Raw genomic sequence first — 15200 nt, 5'->3', positions numbered from 1 at the left:
AATTAGTTAATCACAGGTATATTCTCTCTGTTCGGATTTTTTGCAACAGAACCATAATACTGCTGTTGGCGATATTACCCCTAACTACTGGATGGCAGGAATAGCTTTCCCCGATTTATTTGTATCTGGTGCAATTAGTGGTATTGCTATAGCTCAACCTTTTGTTGTTGATGAGATTGGCAATGCTACTCAAACTAACATCGAGGCATTTTACAATTTTCCCCTCAATGACAACATTCGTATCACACCTTTAGTTCAAGTAATTACTAATGCTGCAAATCAAAATACCAACGGTACAATTGTCTCTGGAGCTCTACGAACGTTTTTTTCTTTTTAAACAATTTTCAGCCCATTAAAATTACGTTATCAATCACATGGATAATGCCATTGTCAGCTTCAATATCTGCTGTAATTACAGTGGCATTTTTTACTTCAAAATTATCGGCACAATTAATTGAAATTAGCGAACCTTCTACGGAATTTACTGAATCTACCTTACATAGATCTGCTTTAGTTAATTTTCCTACAACTACGTGATAAGTAAGTATTCTGGCTAGTTGGGGCGGATTTTGGACTAAAGTTTGAACTGTGCCTGAAGGAAGTTTGGCGAAGGCAGCATCGTTGGGAGCAAATACAGTAAATGGTCCTGGAGTTTTTAAAGTTTCTACTAAATCGGCTGCTTTGACCGCAGCTACTAATGTACTAAAACCCTCTGTGTTAACTGCAATATCGACAATATCTGCCATATCTTTTAAAAATTTACGATCGAATTCAGCTCGATTATACTACTTATTTATTTAGTATAAACTGCTTAACCCTGCCCATTTTCAGGATATTTAAAGCCTAGATTACTGCCTTTAATTTCAAGATTAACTTCTAGGACAAATTTCTAAATCCTCTAAAGTCTTCTGTGGTAGCAAACCAATCCAAGCATCGATTTTATCGCGATCAAATCCCGTTTGGCAGATATCTCCTACCTGGATTAGGGGACGGCGAATCAATAGAGGAAATTGAATCATTAACTCTAGTGCCGTCTCTTCGTCTAAGTTTTCGGGAACGACTTCACCCGACTTAACTTGAGGTGCAGTTCGATTAAACCACTCGGTTATCGGGCGATCGCCAAAAAAGGGACGCAGAGTGGTAACCGTCCAAGTTGCGGTCAGTAAATTGTAGGCGATTACTTCATGTCCCGCAGACTGTAGTAGAGCTTTCTGTTTTGTATTGTTGATACAGCCTGGTTTTTCATAAAAAATAATTCGTGACATTGTCTTGGTTAGTGTTTGGTATGGGGGAACCGCCGTTCGCTCGTACAGTAGTTGGCAGGATATGGGAGTATAGAAGCGTAAGGTTTTGGTAAATTAGGGCGAAAGCTAAATAAAAACAACAAATCACAGTTAACCATAATGAGCTTTTAGCAGCGAAGCAAGGTTATTGAAGTTGACACGAGCGTGTTTGACTCTACCAGGCATCAAAATTAGGCTAGGGGCTTGTTTGCACTGCTTCTGACAGTCTATAAGTTCGATAGTTACTCGTTCTTGCAAGCCTAACTGTTTGAGAGTTTCTACCAAAGCGCGATAGAGTTGTTTTCCGCCACGCTTGGCACAACTGGATTTACTACACACCAGAATTTTACCCGTTTGAATTTGTTTTGGGGAGGGAAACTCAGTGACCGAAGATTTAAGCTCGCTGTCGAGTTTTTCCACGCGGTCGCTTTTCAGCTTCAGTTTACCCAGACCCGAACCTTTTTGTTCCAAAAACACCGCCAGGCGATCGCCTTCTACTAGTTCTCTAGCTAGAGGTTCTCGCAACTCTTTGGCTAATTTTATGGGAATAATTCTCTCTCCCACTCGAACTTGAATGTGTTTAAGGGCAATAAAACCCAAAAATTCTCCTTCTATTCGATAGGTTACTGGTTGTGTTATTTTAGTACTCATGATTTTGCCTTTGTTGAGTTAAGTGAGAAGGTGTAGGGATATAGGGATATAGGAAAATAGACCCTTACAACCCTATTCATTTAAATCCTGAAAGCCCGAGCGACTACTAACTACTAACCACCAACGTTTTTTCTTCTTCCATATCTTGGAACAGAGGGGTACTGAGATAGCGTTCGCCAAAACTCGGCTGAATCATCACGATTAACTTGCCTGCATTTTCCGGTCTTTTGCCGACTTTGATGGCTGCTGCTAAAGCTGCACCTGAAGAAATCCCTGACAGTATCCCTTCTTCTTTTGCCAAACGACGACCATAATTAAAGGCTTCATCATTAGTAACGGTAACTATTTCGTCGATCGCCTCGACATTTAAGACTTTGGGCACGAAACCCGCACCGATGCCTTGAATTTTATGACTTCCGGGGCTTCCACCAGAAAGCACGGCACTATCGGTTGGTTCGACAGCGATCGCTTTAAATTCTGGTTGGCGTTGTTTGATAACTTCGGCAACACCCGTAATTGTTCCCCCAGTGCCGACACCAGCGATTAAAATGTCTACCTCTCCGTCCGTGTCCGACCAAATTTCTTCTGCTGTAGTGAGGCGATGGATCTCTGGGTTAGCAGGATTGTCAAACTGTTGGGGCATAAACGCATTAGGTAAACTGGCTGCCAATTCTTCTGCACGGGCGATCGCTCCTTTCATACCACCACTGGCGGGAGTTAATTCTAACTGTGCGCCATAGGCTTTTAACATCGTCCTGCGTTCTTGACTCATACTTTCAGGCATGGTTAAAACGATTTTATAACCCTTAGCAGCAGCAGCCATAGCTAAGGCGATCCCCGTATTGCCAGAAGTAGGTTCGATTAATATCGTTTTACCAGGAGTAATTAAACCAGCTCGTTCGGCAGCCTCAATCATGTTCACTCCAATGCGGTCTTTAACCGAAGCAGCAGGATTCATGCTTTCCAGTTTGACTACAATTTGAGCCAGACAACCTTCAGCAAAGGGAATTGAATTTAAGCGTACTAAAGGAGTTTTTCCTACAAGTTCCGTGATATTATTAGCTATTTTCATGATGATTTCGTTTGTGGTTTGTGGTTAGTAGTCGAACATCGACGAGCGACTAATACTTTTATGCCCTGTTACCTATTTACCTACCGATCGCCGGAGTATAGAGGATATCTTTATCAATTTCTAAGAATTTCTAAGTTTCTTCATCGTAATAAGCTCCGATGCCACTAGAACCAGTGCCTAAATAATTATTGACTAACACAGCCTGTGACCGAGCCAGCCATTCCATAACTGTTCGATCGTTATGATAGGATGCGGTTAAAAATAAGGTGAAGGCACTATTTTTGGCTAATATTTGATTGATAGATTAATATTTGGCGCGATCGCGAAGAGCGCTGCTTTATTATTATTAAAACTCGAATCAATTTTCAATTTGGTTAATTCCGAACTTTTAAGAATTAAATAATATTTTTGATTTTTGACCGAAACTTGAGTTTTCGAACCAGAAGGCATTTAATTTTGCCAAACCTCATTAAGCAAGTTTCCTACCACATCAAATAACTGAACGTGTAGCGGCATTTGTCCGACGGCATGAGTCGAACAGCTCAAACAAGGATCGAAAGCGCGAATACCCGCTTCAACTCGGTTGACCATTCCTTGGGGAATATTAGTAGTTTCGCGAATAAAATGTTTGGCAATTTGAGCGACAGTACGATTCATTGCCAGGTTATTTTGTCCCGTAGCAATAATTAGATTTATCTTGGCGATCGAACCATGTTCATCTACGTGATAGTGATGAAACAAAGTACCCCGTGGTGCTTCACTGACTCCAATTCCTTCAAGTTGATTGATACCCGCTATAGCACGTAAATGATGAGAATAAATGACTGAATCTTCCAGCAGATTTTCAATTCGTTCGATACAAGCTAAAATTTCAATCAATCGTGCATAGTGATAGAAAAAGGATGAATTTACCGTACCTTTTCCTCGATCTCTAAATTCTCTTAATTCACGATCGCTTAAAGAGGTTCCAATGTGACTACAGATGTTTAGTCTCGCCAAAGGTCCTACACGATAAATACCATTTTGCAAACTGCAAAAATCTTTCTCAGTAGGATAACCCAAAGGGCGATAGTAAGGAAATTTTAAATAAGACCAAGGTTCGACGGCTTCAGCGATAAACTCTTGGTAATCAGTGGGATCGAGTTTATCGGCAATGATATTTCCACTACTGTCAACGAAGCGAATTTTACCCCCATAGTGTTCCCATTGCCCGTCTTGCCCTACCAGTCCCATAAATAAACTGGGAAAATTACCAAAAGTCTGGGCTTCTGCTTGGTAGTCCGCCAGTAAGCTTTTAAATTTATCGATAGCTTTAAGTGCGGTAGCTTTGACCTCCGGAAGGCGATCGCCAATTTTGGTTTTTCCTGCTTCAGATAAGGCGTTTCTCACTCCTCCCGGTACAGCCCAAGCAGGATGAATTTTCTTACCACCCAATATTTCAATAATTTCCTGTCCGAATTGTCGCAAACGAATGCCACTGCGGGCTAGTTCTGGTTCGGCAGCAATTAAGCCAAAAATATTACGGGAAGCAGAATCGCTATCCATACCCAATAGTAAATCTGGCGCACTGAGATGAAAAAAACTTAGAGCGTGGGACTGAATTATCTGTCCCAGATTCATCAGACGACGTAGTTTCTCCGCTGCGGGAGGAATTTCCACTGCCAAAATGCGATCGCCGGCTTTAGCAGAAGCCAGTAAGTGACTGACGGGACAAATACCACAAATACGACTGCTAATCCCTGGCATTTCCCATAAAGGACGACCTTCGCAGAATTTTTCAAACCCTCTAAACTCGGTCACGTGAAAGCGGGCATCTTCTACTTGTCCCGTCGGATCGAGATGGATGGTAATTTTTGCATGACCTTCAATTCGAGTTACGGGATCGATGACGATTGTTGAAGACATTTTATTTGGTTAGTGGAAGGGTAGTTAATCGGTTAGTAGTTATTGGTTAGCGATCGCTATTTTAGATTTATTGCCTCTGTCTCATACGGGGAGTTCTTCTTCCCAATGACAAAACCAAGGATCGTATCGCCAAATATCTTTAGCTTCTGGATGTTCTTGACAATACTCGTCAAAAGCTGTTTGTTTGAGTTCTTCTGCTTGTTGATGTGCCTGTTCTGCCTGTAACTCTTCTACTGAATCCCAAGCGGCAGCACATTCTTTTGAGTCGAAGCCGCGTTCGGCACAAATTCTGCGAGCATCGTCAATTTTTTGTTCGATTTGTTGTTTGAGCCAAACTCCGCTAGGTTGTTCGACGAAGTTACTTCTCAACAATAAATCACTAGTGGAGATTATACCTAAAAGTTTGTCTCTAATTATTGGGGCACGGCGAATCCCAGTATTGGCAAAAAGCTGGGCAACAGATTTGACACTTAAATCGGGATTAACCACAATACACGGCTTAGTCATAATTTCGCAGACTCGCACTTGTTCGGGATCGAGCCCTTTAGCTGCTACTTTATAAATAATGTCGGTTTCGCTAACTATGCCATAGCTATCCGATTCATCCAAACGTTCGACAATTAGCGAACTCAAACCATTTTCTCGCATCAGCTTGACTGCATGGGCTACTGTTGCAAAGCTGCGAATGGTGATAACTTTTTGGCTCATGATATCTGCGACTTTCATCTTTAGTTACTCCAATTTTGTCAGTGGTCGATTTTTAACCAGTTCAGAAATGTTGTCTATCCACTGCACCAGTTTTCATAAATGGAATCTGATTCAATTTGCCATTCTCGATCCATCAATTCATCTAGAGGGAGTTCGGTTAATTTTGCTGGTTGGAGAGAGTTTCCCCTAGCTTCCATCGGCGACAAACAATTGGTTTTGGTCAGAATGTCGGTAATAGAAACAATACCGAGTAGTTTGTCTTTAATAACTGGTGCGATGCGAATTTTAGTTCTAGCGAATAATTTGGCAATATGTTCTACTGATAGATCGGGATTGACTACGATACAAGGCTTGGTCATTACTTCGCAGACCGAGGTGACTTCTGGATTTTTTGCGTTGGCGATCGCTTGCGAGAGATCGGTAGCGGTGATAATGCCATAAGCATCTTCCTCAGAAGCGCGTTCGACAATTAAAGCTCGTACGTGATGTTGCTTCATCAGCTTAGCTGCTGTGGCAATGGTCGCCGAGCTATCGATGCTGACTATATTTGTAGTCATAATGTCTGATGCTTTCATTACTATCGTTCCTCTTGGAATTACTAGGCAAGGGTCAAATAAGAGGAAATTTATAAGTATAGCTTGGATTTAAGTTGAAAATTTTGGTTTTGGTTTATCTAGTCGCGCCAATCTGTTTTCTATAAGCCAATAGTTCCTCCCAGTATTCATCAAAGAGATTGTTTTCCAACTGTCGAACTCTTTGACAACATGCTGCTTCTCTTAACTCATCTTCTGCGATCGCCCTTTCAATCGGCTGGCGATCTACACAGCCACTCCATAAAAACCGATCACCCGTTCTTCTCCGCTCCGATTTAGCAATCTGCTTATGAGTTAACATAAAATACGCCTCCATTGGTCATCCCGATTTCAAATTTAAAGTTCTTTTAACCCAATCCGACCGAAATCTTACTATTTGGTATAGTGAACGCCTCGATAAACTAGATCGGGGTAATGGGTAGGAAGTCGATGTTGCTGTTTCATCAGGTGCGTTTTCCAAGAAACACCGCGATACTTACCACCTACTTGACCTTCTGTTACTTGCCATTCAATATACGGATCTTCATAATCCTGACCGTGAAAATGCAGCTTCATAATATTCCCCCTTTTTACCAGACCAGAAAAATTTCAATACGATAATCGATCTAGACTGGTAAACAACTTGCTATCTATTGGTTCTTTTTATTTTTAAGATAGATAAATAACTTGAAGAACTTGTGAGGAAATAGTCAAAGCTGACCTTATGTTTGCTTTTACGATCGAAAGGAAAGTTATCAACTTTTATCAACTTTATCTGCTCTTAAACTCGAGCGATCGCTAAAGATCTCAACTAATAAATTTAAAATTTATCGCTCCTTTGCTACTTCCTTTACAGACTGTCATATTTTGGCTCGAGCGATCGCGTTAGAATTAAGGAAATAGCAGGGTTAATTAACCAGGAAGGCATTATGTTTCTCAAATCTAAAACTAATGGGGATCTAGTGGAACTACTGGAAGAAAAAAACCTCTACGATCCATTTAAAAAAGAAATTCTGGGTAGATATCACGCTGGAGAAGAAATGCAAGATCCAGAAATTTTTCTCAAGTCAGAACTTATTTTTCCTTCGGGTGAATCTTTACCACGCTGTTGGCTAGACTCAGACTACAATCAAGCCATCCATAATTAATCACCATGACATTTTTGCAACAGAACCATTTCTGATGAGCCAAGACTTTTCATTAACTTCTTTTCCCAACCTCGAAACAAGACGGCTTTTACTTCGACAGGCAACTCAAGAAAACATTGAGGCTGTATTTGCAGTGTTTTCCGACCCGCAAGTAACTAAATTTAACGATCTCGAAATGTTTAACCGTCTTGATGAAGCAAGTAGAATAATTGAACGACGAGCAAAAGGATTTGAAAATGGACGGGGAATACGTTGGGCAATTACTTGTAAAGAAAATAACTATCTAATTGGCTCTTGTGGATTTACTTGGCTAAAAGAAATAAATGCTGCTGAAATAGGTTATGAACTGAAGAGTCAGTTTTGGAAACAAGGCATTATGAGTGAAGCTTTGAGTGATATTTTGCAATATGGGTTTAGTAGCAGAGAAATTGAATTTGTTATTGCAGAAGTCATGTTAGAAAATTTAGCTTCTAAAAAACTCTTAGAAAAAGTGGGTTTTCAGAGTCAAGGCATACTAGAAAAGCGTGGTTTTTGGAAAGGCAAGCATCACGATTTAGAACAATTTAAGTTAACGGAAACCGAATTTATGGCTACTTAACTTATCAATAATCTTTGATGAATTGTTTTTGAGTTTTTCTGTAATGAATTAATGCCTCGATCTAGTGAGAAAGGAAGAGAAAGCGATAATCGACAGTAATAGTCCGACTGCACAAACTCCGCTCCATTGCCAGACTCTCCAGCCATAAGCACCGAGGAACGATCCAACCGCACCGCCTACAAAATAAAACGTGATAAACAGTGCATTTAAACGGCTGTGTTTCTCTTCGGGCAACTTATAGAGCAATAGCTTGATTGGACACTGTTGTTACCTGAACTCCCAAACTTAGTAAGATTAATCCCACAATCAGCCCCCATAGGTGATATCCAAACAACCAAAACAGAAAAAAAGACACACTCGTTGTAATTAAGCCTAATACTGAAGCAAGTCTCGGATTTCGGCGATCTGCAAGTTTGCCAGCTAGCGGTGCTGCTGCTGCTCCTACTACTCCGATCGAACCCAATAGCCCTGCTACCTCACTGCCATAATTCATAAGGGGGCTGTTCCAAGAGAAATATTACGGTACTCCAAAAAACGCTAAATGCTCCAAAAACCATCGCTCCTGCAATTGAGGCTTCTTGCAATACAGGCTCTCGTACCAATTTCAACATTGAGCGAATTAATTGCTGGTAGGTCAATCTTACGGCTGGCTGGCTCTTGGGAAGAATTTTCCATACGGAGATCGCCAAAAGCAACATAAGTCCACTGGCAATCCAATACATTGCCCTCCAGCCTAGTTCTATACCCACAAAACCTACTGACGGTACGAGATAAAACAATGCCGATGAGCAGTCCACTCATTACAATACCTACTACCTTGCCTCGCACGGATGGAGGAGCTAGCACAGCGGCAAAAGGAACTGCAATTTGAGGTACTATCGTCGTTATTCCAACGATAAAGCTGGCAATTATTAACCAGGCAATTGTAGGTGAAACGGCTGCGGTAGCTAAGGCAAGCGAAGTTCCAATTAACATGGTGACAATCAACCGCCTTCTTTCTAGAAGATCGCTGAGAGGAACAATCAAAAAGTTTCCCAATGCATAACCAATTTGTCCCAACGTAGGAATTAATCCCGTGTCTTGAGTTGAGGCATCAAGGCTCTTAGCAATAATTGCCAGAAGAGGTTGATTGTAATATAAGTTGGCAGCAGTAGCCCCGCTAGTAATTGCCATCAACCAAACAATCTTACGATCTATGACAGTGTTGTGTTTCATAGTGGTTAGAAGAATATCAGTAACACCAATAAGCTCAAAAACAGCCCGCAAATATGGTTCTTGAAAATCAAGAGGGCTATCTTTGTAACTACCACCTCTAGTTGTTACAACCAAGATTTTCTTCGGTTCTTTAACTAAACCTTCATACCCACTAGATGTTACGGCAAAAGTGCGTCCGACTCTAACAATCTGGTCGATGTAGGCTTTAAAGTTAGCAGGTACACCGTAGTTGTACATAGGAATACCAAATACACAGACTTTGGCTGCCAAAAACTCATCAATCAATTCATCAGAAATCTCTATTGCAGACTTTAATTCTGGCGTTAGCTATCCCGCTTGACTAAATGCTGCTGCAATCCAGGGTTCATCAACAAAAGGAACGGGATTGTGTCCTAAATCGCGATAGATGATTTTGTCTTCTGGATAGGTTTGTTGCCAAGTACGATTAAATTCATTGGTCAAACTGCGAGATAAAGAACGTTCGCCTCTCGGACTAGAATCAATATGAAGTACGCAAGTCATTAATTACAATATCCGATCTACTTTATAAAAATTTGTCTCAACAAAGTAATCGTATGAGTTTGAATTGATGCTGTCTTGCATAATCTCCTAATTTTCAGCACATTCTTCTAGGTTCTGTTGACGTAAAGAGGCAAAGATGAGAAAGTACCTGAAGTTGCTGATTTTAGTCAAAAAATTCTTCATGAAATCTCGTGTTAAGTTGGACGATTCTGCTTGGCAGCAAATTTTCGTTGTTCTGAGCCACCAACAAGACATCCGTATCAAAGACCCCAAAGCTTGTCGTCGTTTTCTGAATGCGGTTCTCTGGATTACTCGCACAGGTGCTCAATGGCGTGAATTACCCAAACGTTTTGGCAACTGGAACAGCCTCTACAAACGATATCGGCGTTGGTGTCAGAAGGGAGTTTGGCATCGTCTCTTGCAAGAAATGTCCCACTCTGCTGACTTAGAAAGTTTAATTCCCGATAGCACCATGATTCGTGCTCATCCCTGTGCAGCAGGAGCAAAAGGGGGTCAGAAAAACACTCTTTAGGAGGTTCTTGTGGCGGATTTAGTACCAAGTTACATGCTGTGGTAGATGCGTTGGGCAATCCGCTGCGGTTGCTTCTGACTCCAGGGCAAACCGCCGATATCAGTCAAGGAGAGGCATTGGTGGCTGGTTATCGAGCTCAACAGGTAATTGCCGATAAAGGCTATGATTGTGATGCTTTTGTGGTCTTGATTGAGGAAACTGGTGCTCAAGGCGTGATTCCGCCTCGTTCTGGTCGCCTCAACCCTAGAGATTACGATTCACATCTGTACAAGGAGCGACATCTAGTTGAGTGCTTTTTTAACAAACTTAAATACTATCGTCGCGTTTTCAGCCATTTTGACAAAACTGACGAATGTTATTTGGGATTTGCCGAATTTGCTTCGGCTTTAATTTGGTTGCGTTAATTGTGTCAACAGAACCTAAAAGCTTTCTAAATTGTTTGAGCTTTAAAAATCAAGCGATTACCATAAAATAGTTAATACGTTTACTATTTGCTTCAGAAATCATTTTTTAATGTCTAGCTCATCTTCAAATGCCGATTTTTTCCAACAATGGCGATACGTTTTAGCACCTTACAATTTGGGATACAAAGTTAAACTGCTGTCTCAGTTGATGTATCGAGATTTTTTAGAGCGGTTAGAACCTTATGGGCTGACTCCATTTCACTATCTAGTTTTGTGTTGTCTTTGGGAAGAAGATGGTCTTTCCACATCAGGTATTGCCCAAAAGCTCAAACAATTGGGTGCAACTCTCACTGGAGTAGTAGATCGAATGGAGGATCGTAACCTTGTATATCGAAAACGCGATCTTAACGATCGCCGTATAGTAAGGATTTGGCTGACTGAGGAAGGTAAAAAATTAATGAAGGTCTTGCCTCCTCTTGGCGAACAGACAATCATCTCTGCTACTAAAGGTTTCTCTTCAGCCGAACACGAGCAAGTGTTACAGTTTCTCGATCGCCTGATTGCTAATTTTGCTTAACTTATAAAAACTTTTCTCTTTTCATATCCCCAGTTCGGTTGACTTTCGGCAAAATAGTTAATACGCTAACTATTAATATATAAAGTATTTTCGATACTAAGATGAAAAAACTAACTCTCAAGCAAAAACATTGGTTGTTATCGGCACATATTATCTTTGCTGCATTATGGACAGGAACAGTATTGTGTATGTTTTTACTCTCGTGGAGTAATAGAAAAACGAGTAATTCAGATATCTTATATGCTTTGCATTCGGCGGTTAATCTTTTGGATGATTATGTAGTTATACCTGCTGCAATTGGTTCGGTTCTAACTGCTACTTTCCTTTGTTGGCTCACCAATTATGGATTTACCAAATTTTGGTGGGTAATTTCTAAATGGATTCTGAGCATTTCATTAATTATATTTGGTACTTTTTGGCTATACCCCTGGTCAAATGAAGCAGAAGCGATTGCACGTTCTCAAGGAACATCAGCTTTGACCGATCGTCTTTATGAATGGGATGTTAGAGGGGTTTTGATTGGAACTATAGCTCAGGTTTTAATATTATTAACAATTATTGGTATTTCTGTAATTAAGCCTTGGGGGAGACGAAAAACGATTAGCGATCGCCTTTAACAACGTAATTTACTGAATAATTATTCTAAATCTTTAACGAGGGAAAAGCGATGTCTTCAACTAGCTTCGCAATCGCGTTCTTGTAGAAATAGTAACTAAACTTATAGATTGGGAAAAATTGTTATAAAAGTTGTCTAAACTGTTTAGGCGTAACCCCCACTAAACGTTTGAAATGACGACTGAGGTGACTCTGATGAGAAAACCCAAGTCCTAAGGCTATATCTGCGATCGCCAGATTGTTTTGCTGAAGTAATTCCTTGGCACTCTCGATACGACACTGAATTACATACTGATGAGGTGTAATTCCAGTTGTCTGCTTGAACAAAATAGCGAAATAACTCGGACTGATCTGTATCAGCATGGCTAGTTCAGCTAGAGTCAAATCGCGATCGAGATGCCCATAAATGTAGTCAATCACTTGCTGCAACTTCTGTTTAGACAAAGGATTTGATAAAGATTCAGAACGCTGCTCTTTATTTGAATAATGTCGTATCAAGTGGGTTATTAAAGCAGAAATTAGCGAATCAATATAGAGACGGCTACCAAAGGTATGAGATTCTAATTCTGACTTGAGTGCTAACCCCAGACTGTGAATCAATGGATCGGACTGGCTAAAACAAGGAATGAATTCAATGTTGGCTGTATTAGCCAAATCGAAAGTATGACGAGTCAATATACTTGACTCAAAACTCAAGGTGATAAATTGATATTCCTTATCCCAATACGCGGAGTTTAATACATTATTTGGTACGAATGTAATACTAGTATTGCCAAGCTGACTATTGTGTAAACGATGCTCGATTGTTTCTTCAATTATTAAAGATGAGGGACTGCGATCGTGAAGAATAAGGCGATGCTGCCGAGAATAATTTTCCGAAAGTTTATGAGGAGGATGACAGTGATAATGTAGCTGAATTTCATTCCATCCAATTGGCTGGCTAGAAAACAGAGGTGGCTGTGGATAAAGCTGAAGAACATCTTCGTCTTTAGCAAAATCAACCATCAAAGTATTTTTTTCTAGCATCACTACACAATTTCTCAACAAATAATTCTTAGAAAGTACATTAAGCAAGTATTTTTGATTGTATAAATATTATCCATCAAATCAAAATCAATGCTTATCGAACTTCGATCACAGTATAAGTAAAATATTGCTAATGGTTAGAATTGCCCCAAAACCAAACAAGGTATCAATAACGCCTGACGGGGTGACAACCCTGTGAGAAGTCAGACAGTGTAGGGAACAGAGACAACCTATGGTAAAAAAGATTCGGTCAGTTATTGAGAATCCGACCGAACCCTAAAAAATGTTAAACCAATTGTACCGCAATCATCTTTCACGTTATCTGAGTGATGACCAACTAATTACTTTGGAAGTGCTGGTATACCTTATCCAGACCTACAAACAAGTAAAGATAGAAAGACTAGCTGCATACTTCCCTTTACCAATTAAATATGAGAGCCGTCGTCGCCGAATCCAAAGGTTTTTGAAGTCCTCAGCTTTATCAGTTTCGTTAGTCTGGTTTCCCATAGTCAAAGAAGTAGTTCAAAAGAAATTCTTGCCAGACCAGACAATTTATCTAGTCTTAGATAGAACTCAATGGCAAGATAAAAATCTGTTCATGGTTGGAGTAGTGATGGCGAAAAGAGCTTTGCCTATATACTGGCAGTTTCTAGAGAAGAAAGGAGCCAGTAACTTCGCTCAACAAAAAGCCATATTACGTCCAGTATTGAAGCTGTTTAAACAACACCAAATCGTTATTTTAGGAGACAGAGAATTCCAGAGTGTTGAACTAGCTAAGTGGCTGACCCAGCAGCAGGTCTACTTTGTGCTTCGACAGAGAAAGAGTACGAAGATAATGGTAACTCAATTAGGTTTTACTCCCTTAAAAGACCTAGACGTTAATCCAGGAGACCAACGGTTTTATCAAGAAACTAAAGTCACTCAACTGCATCAAGTTTCGGGGATTTATTTAGGGGTCTATTGGCGACGTATTTACCGAGGCATGGGGGCAAAGGAACCCTGGTATCTGCTGACAAATTTACCCAATTTACCTGAAGCTGTCAAAGCCTATAAAAAGCGCGTAGGGATTGAGGCGATGTTTAAAGATTGCAAGTCAGGTGGCTACAATCTCGAGGGGTCGCAAGCTCAGATTGAACGCCTTACTCGTCTAGTTTTGCTCATCGCCATTGCTTACACTCACTCGGTGTTCAAAGGACATACTCTTAGCCTTCGAGGTCAGTCTAAATACATCGGTCGCCATCGAAAAATTAAACAATCTTTGACTCGCAACAGCTACTTTTGGCTTGGTTTATATGGTAGTAGCTGGCTGGTTTCATTTACCTTGATGAAGGAATGGATAAACAAATTGATGTGGCTCAATCTCAATAAGCTGCCTTTTTACCAGAGGGGTCTACGAGCTATGTTTATTATCCAGCAATCTTTCTAGCTCCCTTGTCACCCCTTCAGCAATAACGCCCAGGTTTTCAGACAAGAAACCGATCGCAATTACGGGTAAACCATAGCCGAGATAAGCATAGACAAAATAACCCGATGTCACCCTCGCCGACTGCGAACCTGCAATCTTAACTACTTGAGCTAATCCACCTAAATAAGTAAAGCCATAACAAGCCATTCCCGCGATCGCCACACCTACCAGAACCAAAGTCAAAATATTCAACCAAGCCCCACAGGTAAAGGTAAGATAGCCAATAATCAGTAAAATAGAGCCTAGCTGTAGCGATCGCCTCCCTTCTAACTTACGAGCCAAAGATTACAGCAAAACCCCAGAAATCACAAAAATCAACAACATGACACCCCACCAATTGGGCAAACCGTATTGTTGTAACTGTTCGGGCAAAATAGTGCCGACAATTCCCGCTAAAGACCAAGCCAGAGCGATCGCTTTATAGGTTAATTATATAACCGGATTTCATATTAAAAAAATCGCTGCACCAACGATTAATACGGATCTTTTCATTTGCTTTGATTGAGGCAATATGCAGCTATCGTAAAAGGAGAATTGGTTTTACTCAATAGCCACTTTTCGATCTTTTCTTAAGTCCACTTTGTAGAGAAGTTAGTTAACTAAAATAGAACTTAAACTTCAATTAAAATCATTCTTCTAAATCTGTAGCCCAGAAAAACCGATCGCTCGGTAATTAAAGTTCGCTTACTTCTCGATTATTTACAAATGTAGCTTGAAACCAAATCACTGCATTAATGGATTTTGTTATTATTCTCGATCGCGATTCTGCTATTCCTTATATACGCTCAAGTTGCCGAAGAAATCCGTCAAGCTATTCTGCAAGGAAGACTCAAACCAGAGCAAAAACTATCTTCTTCTCATATTTGAGCTGAGTCACTAGGAATTTCTCGCATCGCCATTACTCAAT

21 protein-coding genes and 1 pseudogene are annotated in these 15200 nt (G+C 40.5%); 8 read left to right on the top strand and 14 right to left on the bottom strand.

What is annotated here, in order from left to right; all coding sequences use genetic code 11:
• Positions 1–40 precede the first annotated feature (40 nt).
• Positions 41–337 carry a carbohydrate porin gene (locus tag ACLFKQ_RS20955; RefSeq protein ID WP_449001684.1) on the top strand — a complete coding sequence of 99 codons (297 nt, stop codon included), beginning with the start codon at positions 41–43 and terminating at the stop codon, positions 335–337.
• A gap of 7 nt (positions 338–344) precedes the next feature.
• Here the strand turns inward: ACLFKQ_RS20955 and ACLFKQ_RS20950 are convergent, their stop codons facing one another.
• The 9 genes from ACLFKQ_RS20950 to ACLFKQ_RS20910 all read right to left on the bottom strand — a co-directional run bounded on the left by ACLFKQ_RS20950 (position 345) and on the right by ACLFKQ_RS20910 (position 6767).
• Positions 345–746, bottom strand: a complete 402-nt coding sequence (locus tag ACLFKQ_RS20950) for a fasciclin domain-containing protein (RefSeq protein ID WP_449001683.1) — start codon at positions 744–746, stop codon at positions 345–347.
• Positions 747–869: 123 nt separating this feature from the next.
• Positions 870–1265 (bottom strand): ArsC/Spx/MgsR family protein, encoded by a 396-nt coding sequence (locus tag ACLFKQ_RS20945; RefSeq protein WP_449001682.1) that lies wholly within the window; start codon positions 1263–1265, stop codon positions 870–872.
• Positions 1266–1394: 129 nt separating this feature from the next.
• The gene (locus ACLFKQ_RS20940) at positions 1395–1934 is read right to left on the bottom strand and encodes a (2Fe-2S) ferredoxin domain-containing protein (RefSeq protein WP_449001681.1); all 540 of its coding nucleotides are present in this window, start codon (positions 1932–1934) and stop codon (positions 1395–1397) included.
• Between the two features lie 106 nt (positions 1935–2040).
• Positions 2041–3006, bottom strand: coding sequence for a cysteine synthase A (cysK, locus tag ACLFKQ_RS20935; protein ID WP_449001680.1), 966 nt, complete (start codon positions 3004–3006; stop codon positions 2041–2043).
• Between the two features lie 450 nt (positions 3007–3456).
• Positions 3457–4911: a Ni/Fe hydrogenase subunit alpha gene (locus ACLFKQ_RS20930; protein WP_449001679.1), complete on the bottom strand. Its 1455-nt coding sequence runs from the start codon at positions 4909–4911 to the stop codon at positions 3457–3459.
• 81 nt (positions 4912–4992) lie between these two features.
• Positions 4993–5637 carry a CBS domain-containing protein gene (locus tag ACLFKQ_RS20925; RefSeq protein ID WP_449001678.1) on the bottom strand — a complete coding sequence of 215 codons (645 nt, stop codon included), beginning with the start codon at positions 5635–5637 and terminating at the stop codon, positions 4993–4995.
• 56 nt (positions 5638–5693) lie between these two features.
• A complete protein-coding gene (locus ACLFKQ_RS20920) occupies positions 5694–6194 on the bottom strand; it encodes a CBS domain-containing protein (RefSeq protein WP_449001677.1) in 501 nt (166 codons plus the stop codon).
• 94 nt (positions 6195–6288) lie between these two features.
• Complete coding sequence (locus ACLFKQ_RS20915; protein WP_449001676.1) at positions 6289–6513, bottom strand: hypothetical protein; 225 nt, start codon at positions 6511–6513, stop codon at positions 6289–6291.
• A gap of 71 nt (positions 6514–6584) precedes the next feature.
• Complete coding sequence (locus ACLFKQ_RS20910) at positions 6585–6767, bottom strand: DUF4278 domain-containing protein (protein WP_449001675.1); 183 nt, start codon at positions 6765–6767, stop codon at positions 6585–6587.
• Between the two features lie 353 nt (positions 6768–7120).
• Between ACLFKQ_RS20910 and ACLFKQ_RS20905 the strand changes: the two genes are divergently transcribed.
• Together ACLFKQ_RS20905 and ACLFKQ_RS20900 are read left to right on the top strand one after the other, a co-directional pair.
• Positions 7121–7339, top strand: a complete 219-nt coding sequence (locus ACLFKQ_RS20905) for an acetyltransferase (RefSeq protein ID WP_449001674.1) — start codon at positions 7121–7123, stop codon at positions 7337–7339.
• 34 nt (positions 7340–7373) lie between these two features.
• On the top strand, positions 7374–7937 hold the full coding sequence (locus tag ACLFKQ_RS20900; protein WP_449001673.1) for a GNAT family N-acetyltransferase: 564 nt from the start codon (positions 7374–7376) through the stop codon (positions 7935–7937).
• A gap of 235 nt (positions 7938–8172) precedes the next feature.
• On the opposite strand, the gene ACLFKQ_RS20895 is transcribed toward ACLFKQ_RS20900, so the two are convergent.
• The 3 genes and pseudogenes from ACLFKQ_RS20895 to ACLFKQ_RS20885 all read right to left on the bottom strand — a co-directional run.
• Positions 8173–8430, bottom strand: a complete 258-nt coding sequence (locus ACLFKQ_RS20895; protein ID WP_449001672.1) for a hypothetical protein — start codon at positions 8428–8430, stop codon at positions 8173–8175.
• Positions 8431–8474: 44 nt separating this feature from the next.
• Positions 8475–9110, bottom strand: coding sequence for an MFS transporter (locus tag ACLFKQ_RS20890; RefSeq protein WP_449001786.1), 636 nt, complete (start codon positions 9108–9110; stop codon positions 8475–8477).
• Between the two features lie 54 nt (positions 9111–9164).
• Positions 9165–9674, bottom strand: a pseudogene (locus tag ACLFKQ_RS20885) (FMN-dependent NADH-azoreductase); the annotation flags it as partial.
• Between the two features lie 181 nt (positions 9675–9855).
• Here ACLFKQ_RS20885 and ACLFKQ_RS20880 point away from each other — a divergent pair.
• From ACLFKQ_RS20880 to ACLFKQ_RS20870, 3 genes are all read left to right on the top strand, one after another.
• Positions 9856–10610, top strand: a protein-coding gene (locus ACLFKQ_RS20880; protein WP_449001785.1) for an IS5 family transposase whose coding sequence is annotated in 2 segments (ribosomal slippage) — positions 9856–10176 and positions 10179–10610 — 753 coding nt in all. Because the reading frame shifts where the segments join, the coding sequence is not laid out codon by codon here.
• Between the two features lie 109 nt (positions 10611–10719).
• Positions 10720–11187 (top strand): MarR family winged helix-turn-helix transcriptional regulator, encoded by a 468-nt coding sequence (locus ACLFKQ_RS20875; protein ID WP_449001671.1) that lies wholly within the window; start codon positions 10720–10722, stop codon positions 11185–11187.
• Positions 11188–11288: 101 nt separating this feature from the next.
• Positions 11289–11804, top strand: a complete 516-nt coding sequence (locus ACLFKQ_RS20870; RefSeq protein WP_449001670.1) for a DUF2269 family protein — start codon at positions 11289–11291, stop codon at positions 11802–11804.
• Positions 11805–11925: 121 nt separating this feature from the next.
• Here the strand turns inward: ACLFKQ_RS20870 and ACLFKQ_RS20865 are convergent, their stop codons facing one another.
• A complete protein-coding gene (locus ACLFKQ_RS20865; protein ID WP_449001669.1) occupies positions 11926–12828 on the bottom strand; it encodes a helix-turn-helix transcriptional regulator in 903 nt (300 codons plus the stop codon).
• Positions 12829–13111: 283 nt separating this feature from the next.
• On the opposite strand from ACLFKQ_RS20865, the gene ACLFKQ_RS20860 reads away from it, so the two are divergent.
• A complete protein-coding gene (locus tag ACLFKQ_RS20860) occupies positions 13112–14254 on the top strand; it encodes an IS4 family transposase (RefSeq protein WP_448998311.1) in 1143 nt (380 codons plus the stop codon).
• Here the strand turns inward: ACLFKQ_RS20860 and ACLFKQ_RS20855 are convergent.
• A complete protein-coding gene (locus tag ACLFKQ_RS20855; protein ID WP_449001668.1) occupies positions 14219–14575 on the bottom strand; it encodes a hypothetical protein in 357 nt (118 codons plus the stop codon). The two genes, ACLFKQ_RS20860 and ACLFKQ_RS20855, sit on opposite strands and share 36 nt — an antisense overlap.
• Positions 14576–15034: 459 nt before the next feature.
• On the opposite strand from ACLFKQ_RS20855, the gene ACLFKQ_RS20850 reads away from it, so the two are divergent.
• Positions 15035–15160: a hypothetical protein gene (locus tag ACLFKQ_RS20850; RefSeq protein WP_449001667.1), complete on the top strand. Its 126-nt coding sequence runs from the start codon at positions 15035–15037 to the stop codon at positions 15158–15160.
• The last annotated feature ends 40 nt before the right edge of the window (positions 15161–15200 follow it).

The sequence above is a fragment of the Myxosarcina sp. GI1(2024) genome (assembly GCF_053543375.1).
Note: the sequence above shows the minus strand (reverse complement) of the source record. Positions and strands in the feature narration are given on the sequence as shown.